This is a genomic window from Pseudomonas sp. CFBP13509 (genome assembly GCF_005233485.1).
Lineage (GTDB): Bacteria > Pseudomonadota > Gammaproteobacteria > Pseudomonadales > Pseudomonadaceae > Aquipseudomonas > Aquipseudomonas marginalis.
This window is the reverse complement of sequence record NZ_QGAA01000002.1, coordinates 203,457-221,619: the sequence shown is the minus strand read 5'-3', so window position 1 is coordinate 221,619 and position 18,163 is coordinate 203,457. Positions and strand designations below refer to the sequence as shown.

17 protein-coding genes and 1 riboswitch are annotated in these 18,163 nt (G+C 62.0%); of the genes, 8 read left to right on the top strand and 9 right to left on the bottom strand.

The annotated features are described in order from the left end of the window. Window positions 1-6: 6 nt before the first annotated feature. The 4 genes from PspCFBP13509_RS04435 to PspCFBP13509_RS04420 all read right to left on the bottom strand — a co-directional run bounded on the left by PspCFBP13509_RS04435 (window position 7) and on the right by PspCFBP13509_RS04420 (window position 3,466). Window positions 7-975, bottom strand: a complete 969-nt coding sequence (locus PspCFBP13509_RS04435; RefSeq protein ID WP_065925649.1) for a metal ABC transporter ATPase — start codon at window positions 973-975, stop codon at window positions 7-9. A 41-nt stretch (window positions 976-1,016) separates the two neighbouring features. Continuing rightward, complete coding sequence (locus PspCFBP13509_RS04430) at window positions 1,017-1,829, bottom strand: aldo/keto reductase (protein ID WP_137211613.1); 813 nt, start codon at window positions 1,827-1,829, stop codon at window positions 1,017-1,019. Continuing rightward, window positions 1,826-2,995 carry an NAD(P)/FAD-dependent oxidoreductase gene (locus PspCFBP13509_RS04425; protein ID WP_065925647.1) on the bottom strand — a complete coding sequence of 390 codons (1,170 nt, stop codon included), beginning with the start codon at window positions 2,993-2,995 and terminating at the stop codon, window positions 1,826-1,828. Before PspCFBP13509_RS04425 ends, PspCFBP13509_RS04430 begins: the two co-directional genes overlap by 4 nt. A 135-nt stretch (window positions 2,996-3,130) precedes the next feature. Next, the gene (locus PspCFBP13509_RS04420) at window positions 3,131-3,466 is read right to left on the bottom strand and encodes a DMT family transporter (RefSeq protein ID WP_027604927.1); all 336 of its coding nucleotides are present in this window, start codon (window positions 3,464-3,466) and stop codon (window positions 3,131-3,133) included. A gap of 102 nt (window positions 3,467-3,568) precedes the next feature. On the opposite strand from PspCFBP13509_RS04420, the gene PspCFBP13509_RS04415 reads away from it, so the two are divergent. Continuing rightward, complete coding sequence (locus PspCFBP13509_RS04415; protein WP_065925646.1) at window positions 3,569-4,459, top strand: LysR family transcriptional regulator; 891 nt, start codon at window positions 3,569-3,571, stop codon at window positions 4,457-4,459. Between the two features lie 23 nt (window positions 4,460-4,482). After that, window positions 4,483-5,760, top strand: a complete 1,278-nt coding sequence (waaA, locus tag PspCFBP13509_RS04410; protein WP_137211612.1) for a lipid IV(A) 3-deoxy-D-manno-octulosonic acid transferase — start codon at window positions 4,483-4,485, stop codon at window positions 5,758-5,760. 61 nt (window positions 5,761-5,821) lie between these two features. Here waaA and PspCFBP13509_RS04405 read toward each other — a convergent pair whose 3' ends face one another. Further along, window positions 5,822-7,261 (bottom strand): TolC family outer membrane protein, encoded by a 1,440-nt coding sequence (locus tag PspCFBP13509_RS04405; RefSeq protein WP_027604924.1) that lies wholly within the window; start codon window positions 7,259-7,261, stop codon window positions 5,822-5,824. 196 nt (window positions 7,262-7,457) lie between these two features. Further along, window positions 7,458-7,563, top strand: a riboswitch (TPP riboswitch). 149 nt (window positions 7,564-7,712) lie between these two features. On the opposite strand from PspCFBP13509_RS04405, the gene thiC reads away from it, so the two are divergent. Continuing rightward, window positions 7,713-9,617 carry a phosphomethylpyrimidine synthase ThiC gene (gene thiC / locus PspCFBP13509_RS04400; RefSeq protein ID WP_065925644.1) on the top strand — a complete coding sequence of 635 codons (1,905 nt, stop codon included), beginning with the start codon at window positions 7,713-7,715 and terminating at the stop codon, window positions 9,615-9,617. A gap of 89 nt (window positions 9,618-9,706) precedes the next feature. Continuing rightward, the gene (gene cytX, locus PspCFBP13509_RS04395; protein WP_137211611.1) at window positions 9,707-10,984 is read left to right on the top strand and encodes a putative hydroxymethylpyrimidine transporter CytX; all 1,278 of its coding nucleotides are present in this window, start codon (window positions 9,707-9,709) and stop codon (window positions 10,982-10,984) included. On the opposite strand, the gene PspCFBP13509_RS04390 is transcribed toward cytX, so the two are convergent. After that, the gene (locus PspCFBP13509_RS04390) at window positions 10,953-11,699 is read right to left on the bottom strand and encodes an RsiV family protein (RefSeq protein ID WP_027604921.1); all 747 of its coding nucleotides are present in this window, start codon (window positions 11,697-11,699) and stop codon (window positions 10,953-10,955) included. The two genes, cytX and PspCFBP13509_RS04390, sit on opposite strands and share 32 nt — an antisense overlap. 193 nt (window positions 11,700-11,892) lie before the next feature. On the opposite strand from PspCFBP13509_RS04390, the gene PspCFBP13509_RS04385 reads away from it, so the two are divergent. The 3 genes from PspCFBP13509_RS04385 to cpdA all read left to right on the top strand — a co-directional run bounded on the left by PspCFBP13509_RS04385 (window position 11,893) and on the right by cpdA (window position 13,860). Then, complete coding sequence (locus PspCFBP13509_RS04385; protein ID WP_027604920.1) at window positions 11,893-12,510, top strand: NUDIX domain-containing protein; 618 nt, start codon at window positions 11,893-11,895, stop codon at window positions 12,508-12,510. Beyond that, the gene (locus tag PspCFBP13509_RS04380; protein WP_017526444.1) at window positions 12,501-12,950 is read left to right on the top strand and encodes a DUF1249 domain-containing protein; all 450 of its coding nucleotides are present in this window, start codon (window positions 12,501-12,503) and stop codon (window positions 12,948-12,950) included. Before PspCFBP13509_RS04385 ends, PspCFBP13509_RS04380 begins: the two co-directional genes overlap by 10 nt. 97 nt (window positions 12,951-13,047) lie before the next feature. Then, a complete protein-coding gene (cpdA, locus tag PspCFBP13509_RS04375; protein WP_065925642.1) occupies window positions 13,048-13,860 on the top strand; it encodes a 3',5'-cyclic-AMP phosphodiesterase in 813 nt (270 codons plus the stop codon). An 11-nt stretch (window positions 13,861-13,871) separates the two neighbouring features. Here cpdA and PspCFBP13509_RS04370 read toward each other — a convergent pair whose 3' ends face one another. From PspCFBP13509_RS04370 to PspCFBP13509_RS04360, 3 genes are all read right to left on the bottom strand, one after another. Continuing rightward, window positions 13,872-14,855 (bottom strand): M14 family metallopeptidase, encoded by a 984-nt coding sequence (locus PspCFBP13509_RS04370; RefSeq protein WP_137211610.1) that lies wholly within the window; start codon window positions 14,853-14,855, stop codon window positions 13,872-13,874. 75 nt (window positions 14,856-14,930) lie between these two features. After that, complete coding sequence (locus PspCFBP13509_RS04365) at window positions 14,931-16,247, bottom strand: MFS transporter (RefSeq protein WP_065946613.1); 1,317 nt, start codon at window positions 16,245-16,247, stop codon at window positions 14,931-14,933. A gap of 218 nt (window positions 16,248-16,465) precedes the next feature. Continuing rightward, window positions 16,466-17,374, bottom strand: a complete 909-nt coding sequence (locus PspCFBP13509_RS04360; protein WP_065925844.1) for a LysR family transcriptional regulator — start codon at window positions 17,372-17,374, stop codon at window positions 16,466-16,468. 154 nt (window positions 17,375-17,528) lie between these two features. On the opposite strand from PspCFBP13509_RS04360, the gene PspCFBP13509_RS04355 reads away from it, so the two are divergent. Continuing rightward, window positions 17,529-18,137: a YqiA/YcfP family alpha/beta fold hydrolase gene (locus PspCFBP13509_RS04355; RefSeq protein ID WP_137211609.1), complete on the top strand. Its 609-nt coding sequence runs from the start codon at window positions 17,529-17,531 to the stop codon at window positions 18,135-18,137. The last annotated feature ends 26 nt before the right edge of the window (window positions 18,138-18,163 follow it).

Genomic DNA, 18,163 nt, shown 5'->3' with positions numbered 1-18,163 from the left:
CAGCCCTCAGCGGCTGGTTTTTTTATTTGGCACGATCTTGCGCAGCATCTGGCGTGCCTTGCCGGTCAGGCGCTTCAATTTCGATTCTTTCTCAGGCTCTGCCAGGCCTTGCTGGCGAAGCCAATCCTTCCAGCGAATGCGCTCGTCGCGCACCAGCCAACCTTCCTGCTGGGCGAAGCTTTCCGCCAGGTACAGACCGCGGGTGCTGGCGGGGTAGAGCTGGTCTTTCTTGACGGTGTAGAGCTCGGCGAGCGGTTGGCCGTCTTTCAGTGGCATCAGGTACAGGTCCGGGCGCTGGCGGTCCAGGCGTGCCACCAGTTGGTCGCCTTCAAGCCGCTCATCTACATGGAACAGGCTCAGGGATTTGGCTTCCTTCGGCACTTCCAGGCGCAAGTCATAAATCAGTTGCAGCGACGCGGTCGGCACATGCACATAGGCCCGCGGGCGCTCGATCAGTTGGGTGGTTGCGCAACGTACCGGGCGTGCGGCCCCTGACAAAGGGCTCAAGCGAAACGGCAAGGCTTCACGGTAATGCAGCGCGGCGGAGTAGGGGGCAGGCAACCAGGTGTCGTTGAAGCGCCCGCCGAGCCAGCCTTCCGGGGTCTCCAACAGGCATTCCTCGGCAATCTCCTGGATGGCGGTGTGCAGCGGCAGGTTCAGTTCATGGGCGGGCACGTAGCCGGAGATCAGCTTGAGCACCACATCGCCACGGTCCTGGCGACGCTGGCGCACCAACACCCAGTAATCCTTGTTTTGCCAGTGCAGGGTCAGGCGCACCGATACGCCGAGGTTGGCCAGTTCCAGGGCGAAGCGTTCGGCATCCGGCACCTCTACCGGCTTGCGCCGTTGCAGGGTCTGGGCGAAGTTGAGCGGCATACCCACGCCCTGGTAGATCAGGCCTTCGGGGGTGGCTTCGACGTGCAGGGGCAGTGTCTTGAAGTTGCTGGGGTTTTTTCTTATGAGCGTTCGCGGCATGTCGGCTCCTTCTTGCGACGGGGTCGGCCGCGTCGGCGGCATCAGAGTTGACGAATGACCTTGGCAGCGGTCGCCACGTTATGGGCCAGGTGCAGCGGATTGATGGTCCCGACAATAGCACTGGCGACGCCCGTTTGCGCAAACAACAGCATGAAACTGGCGTGTATTGGATCCATTCCCGGTTCCAGGCAGACGTGGCCGCTGGCCAGCGCCTTTTTGACCAGGATGCCCTTGCCATGGGCCGCCGCATACTCAATGACGGCTTTTTCCGCCTGTTCGTTCAGATTGTAGGTGACCATCGCGCAATCACCTTGTTCCAGAGCCTTCACGCCACCTTCGACGGTTTTGCCGGAGAAACCGAAACCGCGAATCTTGCCCTCTTGTTTCAGCTGCGCGAGGGTCTGGTACACCTCACAGTCGTTGAGGATGTGCAGGTCGTTGCCATCGGAGTGCACCAGCATCAGATCGATAAAATCCGTTTCAAGTCGTTTCAAGCTGCGTTCGATCGACATCCGTGTATGGGCAGCGCTGAAATCATGGCGGGACAGGCCTTCTTCGAACTCTTCGCCGACCTTGCTGACAATCACCCAGTCCTGGCGCTGGCCGCGCAGCAGTGGCCCCAGGCGTTCTTCGCTACGCCCGTAGGCGGGTGCGGTATCGATCAGGTTGATGCCCAGCTGGCGGGCCTGGCGCAGCAACATCCGTGCTTCGTCGTCATCGGGAATGGTGAAGCCGCTGGGGTACTTCACACCCTGGTCGCGGCCCAGCTTGACGGTGCCGAGGCCGAGCGGCGACACCAGCAGGCCGGTGCTGCCCAAGGGGCGGTGCAGGTCGTGCAGGGTCGGCAGGCTCATGGCAACAGTTGCTCCCAGGCTGGTACGCCGATGGCGGGTTTTGGCAGGTCGGGCAAAGGCTCCGATGCGCTTGGGCGGATGCCGTCGCGTTCGAGGCTGTTGATCACGCGATCGGCGAAATCCGGCGCCAGCGCCAGCTTGGTCGGCCAGCCCACCAGCAGGCGGCCCTCTTCGGCGACGAAGGCGTTGTCAGGCCGGCTCAGGCCCGATTGCAGGGGTTCTGCGCGATCGACCCGTAGCGTGGCCCAGTGGGTCTGGCTCATATCGATCCAGGGCAGCAGGTGCGCCAACTCTTTCCGGGCGGTGGCGATCTGTTCTTCGGGTGTGCGTGCCACGCCGTCGGCCTCGGCAATGTCGCCGCCCATGTACCACACCCAATTGCCATCGGCAGCCGGGTGCGTGGTGACAGTGATGCGCGGCTTGGTACCGCCGCCCAGGCAGTGGGCGTACAGCGGCTTCAGGCCTGGGCCCTTGGCGATGATCATATGCAACGGGCGTTTCTGCATGGCCGGCTGGCTCAGGCCCAGGGCGGCGAGCAGTTCGGCGGTACCGCCACCGGCGCTCAGGACGATGCGCTGGGCGCGGATTTCGCGGCCATCGACGTTCAAGCCCACCAAGGTGTCGCCTTCGTAAAGGGGGGCGATATGCTGCCCGGCGAGCAAGCCGTCACCGGCCAGTTGCGCCAGGCGTTCGATCACGCTGGGTACGTCCACCACCAGTTCGGCCAGGCGATAGACCTTGCCCTTGAAGCCACGGTCTTGCAGGGCTGGCGGCAGGTCGTCGCCCTTGACCTGATCGACACGGCCGCGCACGGCCTTGCTGGCAAAAAAGCTGGTGAGGTTGCCGGCGATCGTGCCTGGGGACCACAGGTAATGGGCTTGCGAGAGCACGCGCACGCCGGACAGGTCCAGCTCGCCGTCACCGGCCAGGGCTTCACGCCAGCGACGCGGCATATCGGCAATCGCTTCGGAGGCGCCGGTGAGGGCGCCGTGCAGGGCGTATTTGGCACCGCCGTGGATAATCCCCTGGGATTTCACGCTTTGCCCGCCACCTAATGTGGCGTTTTCCACCAGCACCGTGGAAAACCCCTGGCGGCGTAGGCGCGCATTCAGCCAGAGGCCGGCAACTCCGGCGCCGACAATCAGGACGTCGGTGGAAATAGGCATGCGCGCGAGACCTCGTGGATAGAAAAGGGCGTGCAGTATAGCGCGCAGCGACAAGTTATCGGCTGCAAGCGGCAAGTTAGAAGCGATTCGCGGCGCTCTTTCTTGCCGCTTGTCGCTCGCAACTTACTGCTGCTTTTAATGCCCTGCAGTTTTCGAGAACAGCTGGATGACCACCACGCCCAGCACAATCAGGCCCATCCCCAGCATCGCCGGCACATCGAGCTTCTGCCCATAGATAAACAGCGCGGCAATGCTCACCATCACGATGCCCATCCCGGCCCATACCGCGTAGGCGACGCCGACCGGCACGGTACGCACCACCAGGGTCAGCATCCAGAACGCCACGCCGTAGCCGACGATCACCAGCAACAGCGGGATGGGAGTACTCCAGCCCTTGATGGCTTTCATGGAAACGGTAGCGATCACTTCCGAGCAGATGGCAATAGCCAGGTAGCAGTAGGCGGCGTTCATGGGTGAGTCCTCGGTGTAAAGCAATCTGATAAGGCCGGCATTCTAGAGTTTTATCAGATGGGGTAAAGTCATTACCTATCCGAAATTCAGATGGGTTGTGGGATGAGCATGCAATGGAACCTGGAACAGATGCGTTTGTTTGTCAGCGTCGCCGAGCAGCGTTCGTTTTCAGCGGTGGCGCGCGGGCAGCGCAAGGCGCAATCGGCAGTCAGCAACGCGATTGCGATGCTGGAGACCGACCTTGGCGTGAGCCTGTTCGAGCGTAGCAGCGGCCGCCAGCCCAGCCTCACCGAAGCCGGCAGTGTGTTGCTGGAGGAGGCCCGCGAAGTGCTGCGCCAATGTGAGCGCCTCAATGGCCGGGCACTGTCACTGACCCGCGGTGAAGAAGCCTGCCTGCGCCTGGCCCAGGATGAAGCGATGTTGTTCCAGCCGGTACTCGACAGCCTTGAGGCATTGGCGGGGCGATACCCGTTGCTGGAAGTACAACTGTCCAGCGCCGCCCAGGGCGATGTGGCGCGCAAGTTGGTGGAGCGCCAGGCCGACCTGGGCCTGCTGTTCTATCACGACCAGATCCCCGAAGCCTTGGAGCGGCGGGTGGTAGGCAGCGTGGAGATGGTCACGGTGTGCGGCGTGAACCACCCGTTGGCCAAGGAGCCCTACGTGACGTGCCAGCACCTGGCCCAGTTTCGCCAGTTGTTGATGTCGACCCAGACCAGTGTCTACCCCGGCAGCGAAGCGGCCAGCCCGCTGGTGTGGCGTGCCGACAGTTTCTACGTACTGGCCGAATGGCTGATGAGCGGCCTGGGCTGGGCGTGGCTGCCACGGCATATCGTGCAATACCCGACCTATCAGCAGCAGATGGTGGAATTGGACAGCGAATGGACGCCACCGGCCCTGGTGGTGGAGCTGGTCTGGCGGCGCGACGAGCACCTGGGCCCCGCCGCGCGCTTTCTCGCCAAACGTTTTGCCGAGTGCTTGCAGGCGATCGACTGAAAAAGCCGATAAACTCCGCCGCCATGAATAGAACTCTCTACAGCTGTCTGTTTTACCTGGCGCTGCCGTTGGTGGCCTTACGTCTCTGGTTGCGTGCACGCAAGGCGCCGGCCTATGCCCGGCGCGTCGGCGAGCGGTTTTCCTATGGCTTGCCGGCGATGCAGCCGGGCGGGATCTGGGTGCATGCGGTGTCGGTGGGCGAAAGCATTGCCGCGGCGCCGATGATCCGCGGCTTGTTGGCGCGTTATCCACAGCTGCCGGTCACCGTCACCTGCATGACACCCACCGGTTCCGAGCGCATCCAGGCGTTGTTCGCCAACGAGCCGCGCATCCAGCATTGCTACCTGCCTTACGATTTGCCCTGTGCAGCCAAGCGTTTTCTCGATCGTGTACAGCCCCGGCTGGCGGTGATCATGGAGACCGAGTTGTGGCCCAACCATATCCACGCCTGCGCCCGGCGCGGTATTCCGGTGGCCTTGGCCAATGCGCGGCTGTCGGCGCGTTCGGCCAAGGGCTATGCGCGTTTTGCCAGGCTGACGGCGCCGATGCTATCGGAAATGAGCCTGTTCGCGGTACAGACCGAGACTGAGGCCCAGCGTTTCCTGAGCCTGGGCGCACGCCCGGAAACCGTCGAAGTCACCGGCTCGATCAAGTTCGACCTGACCATCGACCCCGAGCTGCCGCTGCGTGCCGCCGTCCTGCGCGAGCAATGGGGCGCCGCTGAGCGCCCGGTGTGGATCGCTGCCAGTACCCACGAAGGCGAAGATGACGTGGTGCTGGCGGCCCACCGGCAACTGCTCGAGAGCTATCCCAACGCGCTGCTGATCCTGGTGCCGCGTCATCAGGAGCGCTTCGGCCCGATGTTCGAGTTGTGCGCGCAACAAGGGTTTGCCACGGTGCGTCGCTCCAGCGGCGAGCCGGTGACCGCGCAAACCTCGGTACTGCTCGGCGATACCATGGGCGAGCTGTTGTTTCTCTATGCCCTGGCCGACAGCGCCTTTGTCGGCGGCAGCCTGGTCGCGACCGGCGGGCATAACCCGTTGGAACCGGCCGCGCTGGCTAAGCCTGTGATGATGGGGCCCCACGTGTTCAACTTCCTCGACATCACCGCGATGATGCGCGAAGCGGGGGCGTTGCGAGAGGTGGAGGACGCAGAAGGGCTGGCCGAGGCCGTACGCCAGCTGTTCGAACTGCCGCAGGATGCACGCCGCATGGCGCAGGCGGGGCTCAAGGTGATGCAGGCTAATCAGGGGGCGCTTAAGCGCTTGCTGGATGGTTTGGATAGACTGATAGCTCACTGACTTAACACCGTTACCAATGTGGGAGGGTGTAGAACCCTCCCACATTGGTTTTGTGGTGTGCTCAGTAGCCCGGGCGGGCCTTGAGCTGCTCGGCGGCGGCCTTGGCCAGGTCCGGCGGCAGGAAGTCGCGATCCGGGTTGTAGTCGGCCTTGAGGTAGCGCGTCAGGTCCTGCAGGTCCCCTGGGTTCAAGGTGCCCGCCGCCTGTTTCAAGCGCAGGTTGTCGAGGATGTAGTCGTAGCGGCTGTTGTTGTAGTTGCGCACCGACGCGTAGAGCTGGCGCTGTGAGTCCAGCACGTCGACGATATTGCGCGTACCCACCTGGTAACCGATTTCCGTGGCTTCCACTGCGCTCTGGTTGGAGATGATCGACTGGCGGCGCGCCTGGACCTGTTCCACATCGGTGTTTACTGCGCGGTGCAGGTTGCGCGTGTTTTCCACCACCTGGCGACGCAGGCCTTCGCGTTGCTGCTCGGTCTGGCCCAGGCGCGAATACGACTCCCGCACCTGCGAGCTGGTCAGGCCGCCGCTGTAGATCGGGATGTTCAGGCGCAGGCCGATGGTGCGCTGCTCCACATCGCCACGGTACGGCGTGCCGAAGGCATTCGGGTTGCTGAAGCCAAGGGCGTCGTTGTCACCTTTTTCATACTGTGCGACGGCGTCCAGGGTCGGCGCGTGGCCGGCCTTGCGCTGCTTGAGGGTTTCTTCGGCGGCCGTGACGGCGTAGTTGCTGGCCAGCAGGTTCAGGTTCTGGCGACCGGCGGTCTCGACCCAGGCCTTGGCGTCGTTGGGCAGCGGTGGCAACACCGGCAGCGTGTGGACAATGCCCTGGATCGAGTTGTACTGGCGGTTGGTCAGGGTAATCAGCGCTTCAAAGGCATCGTCCACCTGGCGCTGGGCCAGGATCCGGTTGGCCCGTGCAGTGTCATAGCTGGCCTGGGATTGCAGCACATCGGTCTTGTCCGACAGGCCCACGTCGAAGCGCTCGTTGGATTGATCCAGCTGGCGCTTGAAGGCATTTTCCTCGGCTTTGGTCGAGGCCAGGTTGTCCTGGGCGCGCAGCACGGCGAAGTAGCTCTCGGCGCTTTGCAGGATCAGGTTCTGTTCGGTGGCCGAGAGTTGCAGCGCCGCCTGTTCGTTGGTGGCTTCGGCGGCTTGCAGTTGGAACCAGCGATCGGCGCGGAACAGCGGCTGGCTCAGGGTCGCGCGCCAGGAGTGGGCGTCGCGGTTGGCCGTGGCGGCGGGTGTGTCGATCTGGGTGCGCACGTTATTGATGTCGGCACCGCCCGACAGGTTCGGCAGCAACCCCGCGCGGGCCTGGGGCACGACTTCTTTCTGCGCGCCGTATTGGGCGCGGGCGGCAGCGAGGTCGGCGTTGTTATCCACCGCTTCCTGATAGACGCTGACCAGGTCAGTTTTGGCGGACAAGGGCGCTTCAGCTGCCCAGACCATTCCGTTGGTCGCACAAGACACGGCGAGAGCCAGTGAGAGTTTGCGCAGCATGAGGCGATCCCTAGTGTGAATATTACGGCGATAATTTAACGCCCAAGGCTAAGACGGGCCATTCCTGGCGTCAAGCATTGTGGCGGCAATCGAGTGTAGTGGCGCTGACTCGGCGCAACAATCCCGCAATCACGCCATTCATCACGCTGAATGCACCGCTATTGGCAATTTGCCCACGGCATGGTCTAGACTGGCCGAGTTCTTGTCGGGGTGCCTTGTTGGAAGGCTGAGATCGGTAAATACCGGATCCCGTTGAACCTGATCAGGTTAACGCCTGCGTAGGGAACAAGATTTCTCGTCCCCCGGCGAGTCCTCTTGTGCTTCGTCCGGGATGTTGTTCGACCTTCGAACAACCCTCGTGCACCAAGCACAGCACTGGTTTCAGTGCATCCGTCCGTCACAGGTTCGCTCCGACAAAAAATCCACCGCCTGGATAGTTGGAGAGCCCGTGATGAGCACAGAAATAAAAAGTACAAAACTGAAAAACACCGTGCATTTGAGTGAATCGGCCAAGGTCGACTCCGGCTCCGTGCAGCCGTTTACCCGCTCGCAAAAAATCTACGTGCAGGGCACTCGCCCGGACATTCGCGTACCCATGCGCGAAGTCAGCCTGGACGTGACCCCCACCGACTTCGGCGGCGAAATCAATGCGCCCGTGGTGGTCTACGACACCTCCGGCCCGTACACCGACCCGAATGTGATCATCGATGTGCGCAAAGGCCTGGGCGATGTGCGCTCGCCGTGGATCGAAGCGCGTGGCGACACCGAGCGCCTGTCGGGCTTGAGTTCGCACTTTGGCCAACAGCGCCTGAGCGACGCGGAGCTGACTGCGCTGCGTTTCGCCCATGTGAAAAACCCGCGCCGCGCCAAGGCCGGGGCCAACGTCACGCAGATGCACTACGCGCGCAAAGGCATCATTACTGCGGAGATGGAATACGTCGCCATCCGCGAAAACATGAAGCTGGAAGAGGCCCGTGCCAGTGGCCTGCTCGACCAGCAACACGCCGGCCACAGCTTCGGCGCCAGCGTGCCGAAAATCATCACCCCTGAATTCGTGCGTGAAGAAATCGCCCGTGGCCGCGCAATCATCCCGGCCAACATCAACCACACCGAACTGGAACCGATGATCATCGGCCGTAACTTCCTGGTGAAGATCAACGGCAACATCGGCAACAGCGCCCTGGGTTCGTCCATCGAAGAAGAAGTGGCGAAACTCACCTGGGGCATTCGCTGGGGCTCGGACACCGTGATGGACCTGTCCACCGGCAAGCACATCCACGAAACCCGTGAGTGGATCATCCGCAACTCGCCGGTGCCGATCGGTACCGTGCCGATCTACCAGGCCCTGGAAAAAGTCGGCGGCGCGGCCGAAGACCTGACCTGGGAGCTGTTCCGCGACACCCTGATCGAACAGGCCGAGCAGGGCGTCGATTACTTCACCATCCATGCGGGCGTGCTGCTGCGCTACGTGCCGCTGACCGCCAAGCGCGTCACCGGCATCGTGTCCCGTGGCGGTTCGATCATGGCCAAGTGGTGCCTGGCGCACCACAAAGAGAACTTCACCTACACGCATTTCGACGAAATCTGCGAAATCATGAAGGCCTATGACGTCAGCTTCTCCCTCGGCGACGGCCTGCGCCCGGGCTCGATTGCCGACGCCAACGACGCCGCGCAGTTCGGCGAACTGGAAACCCTTGGCGAGCTGACCAAGATCGCCTGGAAGCACGACGTGCAAACCATGATCGAAGGCCCCGGCCACGTGCCGATGCAATTGATCAAGGAGAACATGGACAAGCAGCTCGAATGCTGCGACGAAGCGCCGTTCTACACCCTCGGCCCACTGACCACCGACATCGCGCCGGGCTATGACCACATAACCTCCGGCATCGGTGCGGCGATGATCGGCTGGTTCGGTTGCGCCATGCTCTGCTACGTCACGCCCAAGGAACACCTGGGCCTGCCGAACAAGGATGACGTGAAGACCGGGATCATCACCTACAAGATCGCCGCCCATGCGGCGGACTTGGCCAAGGGGCATCCGGGCGCGCAGATCCGCGATAACGCCTTGAGCAAGGCACGCTTCGAGTTCCGCTGGGAAGACCAGTTCAACCTCGGCCTGGACCCGGACACCGCGCGTTCGTACCACGACGAAACCCTGCCGAAGGACTCGGCCAAGGTCGCGCACTTCTGCTCCATGTGCGGGCCGAAGTTCTGCTCGATGAAAATCACCCAGGAAGTGCGCGAGTACGCGGCCAACCAGCGCATTGACGCGGTGGATGTGGACGTGGCCAAGGGCTTGGCGGAGCAGGCGGAGCGGTTCAAGCAGGAAGGCAGTCAGTTGTACAAGAAAGTTTAAGCGGCAAGCGGCAAGCTACAAGTTAAAAGCTGAATCTGCTTTTTCTTGCGGCTTGCGGCTCGTAACCATGTTCTCTTGAGACTTCTGATTTGAACACTTATTCCCCTGACGTCGCGGTCACCTCAGACAAGCGCGTCTTCGGCGCCCGCGACCTGTTCTCCCTGTGGTTCTCCCTCGGCATCGGCCTGATGGTCCTGCAAACCGGCGCCTTGCTCGCGCCGGGCCTGGGCTTGTCCGGTTCCTTGCTGGCGATTTTCCTCGGCACCCTGGTCGGCGTGCTGTTGCTGGCCGCCGTCGGTGTGATCGGCAGCGACACCGGCCTGTCCGCCATGGCCGCCCTCAAGCTCAGCCTCGGTACCAAGGGCGCGAGCCTGCCGGCGTTGCTGAACCTGTTGCAACTGATTGGCTGGGGCTCGTTCGAGATCATTGTGATGCGCGATGCCGCCAGCCTGTTGGGCGTGCGCGCGTTCAGCGACGGCAGCCTGTTGGCCAGCCCTTTGCTGTGGACACTGTTCTTCGGTGGTTTGGCGACCTTGCTGGCGGTCAGCGGGCCATTGACGTTCGTACGCCAGATCCTGCGCAAATGGGGGATCTGGCTGCTGCTGGCGGCCTGCCTGTGGCTGACCTGGAACCTGTTCGCCAAGGCTGACCTCGGCGCACTCCGGGCTCGGGCCGGTGACGGTTCGATGCCCTTTGCAGTCGGCTTTGATATCGCCATCGCCATGCCGCTGTCGTGGTTGCCGCTGATTGCCGATTACTCACGCTTCGGCAAGCGCGCCAAGAGTGTGTTTGGCGGCACGGCGCTGGGCTTCTTTATCGGCAATTTCTGGCTGATGAGCCTGGGCGTGGCCTACACCCTGGCGTTTGCGCCCAGTGGTGAAGTGAATGCGCTGTTGCTGGCGCTGGCCGGGGCTGGCCTGGGGATTCCGCTGTTGCTGATCCTGTTGGACGAGTCGGAAAACGCCTTTGCCGATATTCACTCGGCGGCGGTGTCCAGTGGGATGCTGTTGCGCGTGAAGGTCGAGCACCTGGCCCTGGCCATTGGTGTGATCTGCACCCTGATCGCCTGTTTTGCCCCGTTGGCGCAATACCAGAACTTCCTGTTGCTGATCGGCTCAGTGTTTGCGCCGTTGTTCGGCGTGGTGCTGGTGGATCATTTCATCCTGCGCCGTCGTGCTCATGGCACGCTCGCCGGCCTGCGTTGGCCGGCACTGTTGGCCTGGCTGGGTGGCATCGGCACGTATCACCTGTTGGCCAACCTGTACCCGGACATTGGCGCAACCCTGCCGGCGCTGGTGCTGGCAGGGTTGTTGCAGTTCATCCTGGGACGGGCCTTCAGCGGCGCGCGGGCACCAGCTCAGGCTTGAGGATGCCTTCCAGGCGCGAGTAGGGGATCTGCAACTCGACATGGCCCAGGGCGTACGGCGCGATGGTGCTGGTGGGGTACTTGAGGATCACGCCCCCGTAGGTCAGCGCCACGTTCGGGGTTTTCTGGAACGGGTAGGTTTTCACGAACTCCGGTTCCAGGCTCAGGCGGGTGCTGATCAGCCAGCTGTTGTGGGCCACCTGGGCGGCTTTCCAGAACGCGTCTTCCTTGCCTGGCAGCAGCATATCGCTCAGCCACAGGGCCTTTTGCTGCTGACGCGAATAGTTGATGAACGCGCGGCCAGGCTCGCCGTGGGTGGCGCCCTGGTCCAGGTAGCTGGACAGCTCGATGATTACCAAACCGTCATGCTGCTCCCGTACCTTGGCCTGCAAGTACATGCTGTTGCGTGGGGCGGCGGTGCCGAGGAATTGCTCGCGATAGGACTCCAGGCTCGACGGCAGCGGGTCGCCCGCGTTGGTACGGGTCATTTCCAGCAGGCGTTGTTCGATCAAGGCATCCAGCTTGGGTTCCTTGGCAAAGTGCACGGTGTCGATATTCACCAGCGGGCAATCGCTGGCGGCGCAGCCCGGCTTGCTCTGCTCGCTGGCGTCGCGGGTGGCTTCCAGCGGTGTGCGATAGCTGGGTTGGAACAGGCTTTGGCAGGCGCCGAGGGTCAGGGCGATGCAGGCCACGGAGGCGATTTTTAAAAGCGACATGGATGTCCTTCGTCTATCGATAAGAGCGAAATTGTGCAGCTTCGACTACCAGCAAGGCAGTCAGTTCGCCACTAAGCTGATTGAGCGTGAGTTTGACCTCCTCCGTCTGGCCCGGCAACCGCAAAGGGGCTGCACCAAGGGGCACGAGCGCGTTAGGATGGCGCGAATTGCACCGGACATGATGAGGAAGGGTATGACAGACATTGCGAAATCGACGCCGAGCACGATCGAGATTGTTCAGCGCGACAATGCCTACAAGGGCTTCTACCAGCTCGATCGCGTGCAATTGCGCCACGAAAAATTCGCTGGCGGCATGAGCCGAGTGATCAATCGCGAAGTCTTCGTCCGTCACGACGCCGTGTGTGTTCTGCCCTACGATCCGCAGCGTGATGAAGTGGTGCTCAACGAGCAGTTTCGCGTGGGTGCCATGGGCCGTACCGACAATCCATGGTTGATCGAGATGGTCGCCGGCCTGATCGACAGGGATGAGCAGCCGGAGGAGGTTGCACACCGCGAGGCCGAGGAGGAAGCTGGGCTGACGTTCTCCGCACTGTGGCCGATCACCAAGTATTTCCCGTCGCCCGGTGGCAGTACCGAATTTGTCCACTTGTACCTGGGTCGCTGCGACAGCTCGGGGGCCGGTGGTGTCCATGGACTGGAAGAAGAGGCAGAAGACATCCGCGTCACGGTCTGGGCTTTTGAAGACGCCCTGCAAGCCGTGCGCGACGGCAGGATTTCCAACGCAGCCAGCATTATCGCCCTGCAATGGCTTGCGCTTAATCGCGCGGAAGTGAGGGGGTTATGGCAGTAAAGGCACGGGAACGTTATCGAGTCGACCTGATCGGGCTGCAAGCCGCCTGCGAGGCCAACTATGCGCGGCTGATGCGCCTGTTGCCCGACATGCGCCACACCCCGGAGGCGCGCCGCATCGGCGTGACTCATGGCGACCAGATGCTGGGCGTGCTGGCCCTGGAAGTCATCGTCAATTGCCCGTACACCACCACCCTGCGGGTGCGCCAGGAACACAGCCTGCCGTGGCTGCCGGTGCCGCAGCTGGAAGTGCAGGTGTACCACGATGCGCGGATGGCCGAAGTGATCAGCGCCGAACATGCGCGGCGCTTTCGCAGCATTTATCCTTACCCGAATGTGTTCATGCACCAGCCCGATGAGAAAGCACAGCTCAATGTGTTCCTCGGTGAATGGTTGAGCCACTGCCTGGCCCTGGGCCACGAGTTCGAAGTCGTGCGGTAGATGTGAACTGCGTCTGCTTCCTGGGTTTCCTCTTTGCGCCCTGCCCCAGCATAATCGCTCCAACTCTATATTCCTGTGATTGCCTTGGGAGAGCGCCTTGCCGAGCGTATCCACCTTGAACCCCGATGCTGCGCTGCTGGTGCAGCTGTCCGACAGCCACCTGTTTGCCGAGGCCGACAGCCTGCTGTTGGGCATGAACACCCGTGAGAGCCTGCAGCGGGTGATTGGATTGGTGCGCCAGCAACAGCCGCACATCGACCTGGTAGTGGCCACGGGGGACTTGTCCCAGGACGGTACGCTGGCGTCTTACCAGGCATTTCGTGACCTGACTCAGCAGATCAAGGCCCCGGCGCGCTGGATTCCCGGTAATCACGACGAACCGCAGATTATGGTGCACGCCGCCGCGCACAGTGACCTGCTGGAGCCCGTAGTGGACGTCGGCAACTGGCGTATCACCCTGCTCGACTCCGCCGTGCCGGGCTCGGTGCCGGGCTACCTGCAGGATTCGCAGCTGCAATTGCTGGCTCAAGCCTTGAGCGAAGCCCCGAACCGCCATCATCTGGTGTGTTTCCACCATCACCCGGTGCCCATCGGCTGTGCGTGGATGGAACCTATCGGCTTGCGCAACCCCGATGCGTTGTTTGCCGTGCTGGACCGTTTTCCGCAGGTGAGGGCAGTGCTCTGGGGCCACGTGCACCAGGAGATCGACCGCGAGCGCAACGGCGTGCGCCTGCTGGCTTCGCCGTCCACCTGCATCCAGTTCGCGCCGGGCAGCGAGGATTTCAAGGTCAGCGAGCAAGCGCCGGGTTATCGTTGGTTGCGCCTTTATGCCGACGGACGGTTGGAGACCGGGGTGGAGCGGGTCGAAGGCTTCGCCTTCCAGGTGGACTACGGCAGTGACGGCTATTGACGTCTCGGCGGCTAAATATCCAGAACCTTCGCCAGCCTCACTACCGTAACCCCTGGACCCAACTGCCGCAGCGAGGGCTGGATCAACACGCAGTCGTCATGGGGTGTGACGATCTCGCGCCGGTCGTCCCGAGCGATCACTGTTCCAGCCTGGGCTATGCGCTCAAGGCCGCGGAAGTCATCGGTAAAACGGAAGTCCATGCTGTGGGCGATCACCGGTTCAGTGACTTGCAGGCATTGCTGGGGCCCCGGCTTTTCCTGGCTCAGGAGCTTCAAGACGTCGGCCTCGGCGACTGCATCAGTCGCCATCAGGAAGCGTGCGGCAATATCGAGGGCGACGTGTTGGCTTTTTTTAGAAAAATGTTGGCCGGTCTCGATCAGCAGTGCGTTTTTTTGGCTGGCGGGATCGCCAAACCCACCATAGTCACGCATACGCCGGCCATTGGCGTGGCCGGCGTCGACCACCACGGTTGCCGGTACGCCTAACGATTTTGCGAATTTCAGGCCTTTGGCGCAGGCCCCACACATCATCAGTGGTGGGGATTCTTCGTGCATCGAATGGATATCGAGCAGCAAGTCGACACTGTCGATCAGCGGTCGCAGCTCACGTGCGCGACGCAGTTCCACGGAGTCTCGGTCGCCGTCCAGTGTTGATGGTAGCCAGACACGGTTCATGTCCTCGTCGACAAAACGGGTGGCGTCAATGTCGTGTGGGTCGAAGCGGTGATAGGCCTCGATATTGCCGAACGCCAGTGACAAACGGCCTTTGCGAGGGCGCACGCCGCTGCGCAGCAAGGCGTCTACTGCGATTGCTCCGCTGACTTCATTGCCATGGGTCAGTGCCATGACCAGCACATGTGGCCCAGGCGTGCCGCTGTCAAAACTGTGGACATAGTCGACCCCGCAGTTGCCAGCTTTCCATTGGCTGAGATCGGGGAACTCGACTTCCACAGGGTACGGTGTCAGTGATGCACGAACCTGCTCAAGGGTTTTCATGTCTGCCTCCGAGGGCTCAAGGTGGGTACCTTGTCGCGGGGGCGAGCCGCGACAAGCAGGGGGGACTCGCGGCCCTTAACTGGCGCAGGGATGGGCGCTGCGCATGCGCCGGCCCAGGCAGGCGATCGCCAGTACGCTGATCAAAATGGTTGCCATCACATAAAAGCTCGGCGCCAGTTTGCTGCCGCTTGCCTCGATCATCCAGGTCACGATCAACGGGGCGAAACCACCAAACAGGGTCACGGAAAAGTTGTAGCTCAGCGCCAGCCCAGTACCGCGAATGCTGGTTGGGAAGATGTCGGCAAGCATTGCCGGGATTGGCCCCAGGCAGGCCGCAATCAATACGCCGACAAGCGCTTGCACGACCAGCAGCGTGGAGAAACTGGGGAAGATATTGAGCAGCAGGAACATCGGATAAGACGACAGTCCGGTAATCGACAAGGCGATGGTCAACACTCGGAATCGCCCGTGGCGATCGGAAAGCCCACCGAAAATCGGGGCCATGAGCATCAACGTAATGCCGGTCATCAGGGCCCCCAGGTAGGACGACGTGGCAGTGATGCTCAGTTGTTTAAAGGCGTAGATCGGCATGTACAGCTTATGCACGTAATTGAATGCGGTCGCGCCCGCCACCACGCCGATAGCCAGCAACAGGCTGACGTGCCCTTTGATCAGGACATCCCGCAGTGGGGTCTTGACCGCTACGTTGGCTACGTTTTTCTTGAAGTCCGGCGTTTCATCGATTTGTCTGCGAATGTAAAAGCCTACCGGCCCGATCAGCAGGCCGAAGCCGAAGGCTACACGCCAGCCCCAATCGTTCAACTGCACATCCGACAGCGCATAGCTGAGGATCGCACTGACACCCGCCGCCAGCACAGTTGCCAGCCCCTGGGTAGACAATTGCCAGCTGGCAAAGAAACCCCGTCGCCCGGCGTCGGCGTGTTCGACCATGAACGCGGTCGCCGCGCCAAATTCGCCGCCCGTGGAAAACCCCTGGAGCATGCGGGCAACGATGATCAGCAGCGGCGCCGCCAGGCCGATCTGCTCGTAGGTCGGGGCGAACGTAATCATTGCGGTGCCGACCAGCATGATCATGATCGACAGCGTCAATGACGCCTTTCGTCCGGCTCTGTCGGTGTATGAACCGAGCACAATGGCGCCCAGCGGGCGCATCAAAAAGGAAATGCCGAACGAGCCTACGGCCAGCAGCAATGAGGTGGTTTCGTTATCGGACGGAAAAAACTGTTTGCCGATGACGACTGCAAAATAGCCATAGATCAGTAAGTCATAGAACTCCAGCGCGTTGCCGACGCTGGCAGCGATGATCTCTTTCCATGGGCCGCGCCGGGTGGGAGCTTGGGCCGATGATAAGGCGGATGATTGAGTTGTCATGAGTGTGCACCGGGTTTGTTTCACTGTTGGCCTACGGACTCTCCGAACCGCAGCGCGGCCTGGCGACATCGAAGGCGTTAATTGTTATGGGTGAAAGCCCGGATGAAAGTGAACCAAAGGCGGCAGAACGGCAATTGCTCTTTCGGCACAGATTTGAGCTGTTTCGGCACGACCCGGCAGGTTGTTGCCGGCAGCGGTGATAGAGCGCGTAAATCCGGCTACTGGGTGGTGGAGGGGGTCAAGGCTGTCCATATCCTCATCACCATCTCGCTCCGGTTGGCGCGCAGGCGATGCAGCGAAACGTCGAAACTGACGCAAAATTCGGCGCCCCCCGCCATCAGCAGCTCGCCCGATGCCAGCGCGTCGTTGACGACCATGCGCGGCAACCACGCCAGCCCCCGGCCACGCTTGGCCATTTCCAGAATGGCGTCATAGGAGTCCGCTTGGTAAACCATTCGCAGCGCCAGGCGCTGCGGCAGTCGATCCAAATGCCGGGCCAGTACGCTGCGCAGTGTCAGAGTGGGTGAGAAGGCCAGCCAAGGGATGGGCAGGGCGTTGCTGTCGGCGAGTATCTGCAGTTGCGGCTGTCCAGGGGCGCTCGGGGCGCTGACCGGTAGCAGTTCCTCCTTGGCCAGTACTCGGGAGTCGAAATGCTCCGGGTCCAACAGCGTCTGGGTCAGCGGGCTGGAAAAACTCAGCAGCAGATCAACCTCGCCGGCGGACAACCGGCTGATCGCTTCTTGCGCACCGCTGGTGAGCAATGACACCGCAAAGCTGCCCAGTTTCGGGTGCAATGACTCGTACCAATCGGGGAAAAAGTCACAGGCCAGGGTCCGGCCGGTGGCGATGCGCACCGGTTCGTCGCGGCTGAGGGTGTCATTTTTGAACTGCGCTCTGACAGTGCCCAGCAATTCCAGCGATTGAGTGGCGGCATCAAGGAACAGCAGGCCGCAGGGTGTCAGTGACAGGGGTTGCTTGCGCTCGATCAATGGCGTGCCGACCCATTCTTCCAGCGCCCGGATACGTCGACCGAACGCTGGATGCGTGACACAGCGATTTTCGGCGGCACGCGACAGGCTGCGAGTGCGCGCCAGTTCGACAAAATCCTCAAGCCATTCAAGTTGCATGGTGTTTCCCCGCTTGAAGTCGGGCCACTGGCCTCCGGCCATATATCCGGGTTCCCGAGCCGCAGATAGTACCGTCAGCGGCGATCGGCTGCACCCACAAGCCCCCTGTTCCCTGTAAACTGCGCCTCTTTGGCAGCCCCAGCGAGGCCCCGGCATGTCCGCTTCGATCCTGTATATCCACGGTTTCAACAGTGCGCCCGCGTCCAACAAGGCCTGCCAGCTGGTTACCGTGATGGACACCCTGGGCCTGGCTGATCAATTGCGCGTGCCGGCCCTGCATCACCATCCCCGTCAGGCAATTCCTCAATTGGAGGAAGCCATTGCCCAGCTGGGGCGGCCGCTGCTGGTCGGCAGCTCGCTCGGCGGCTACTATGCAACCCATCTTGCCGAGCGCCATGGCCTCAAGGCTCTCCTGGTCAACCCGGCGGTCAGCCCCCATCGGATGTTCGACGGTTACCTGGGCACCCAGAAGAACCTCTACACCGATGAAACCTGGGAACTGACCCACGACCATGTCACGGCGCTGGCCGAGCTGGAAGTACCGGCGCCCCAGGACGCCGCGCGTTACCAGGTGTGGTTGCAGACCGGCGATGAAACACTGGATTATCGCCTCGCCCAGCAGTATTACCGGGCCTGTGCCTTGCGCATCCAGGCCGGTGGCGACCATGGTTACCAGGGGTTTGCCCAGCAATTACCGGCATTGTTGAGTTTTGCCGGCATTGGCGCAGATCAGTATCAATCCTTCGATTTCTCGGCACTGTAATTGCCTTGGAAATTGCAGGTTACTTT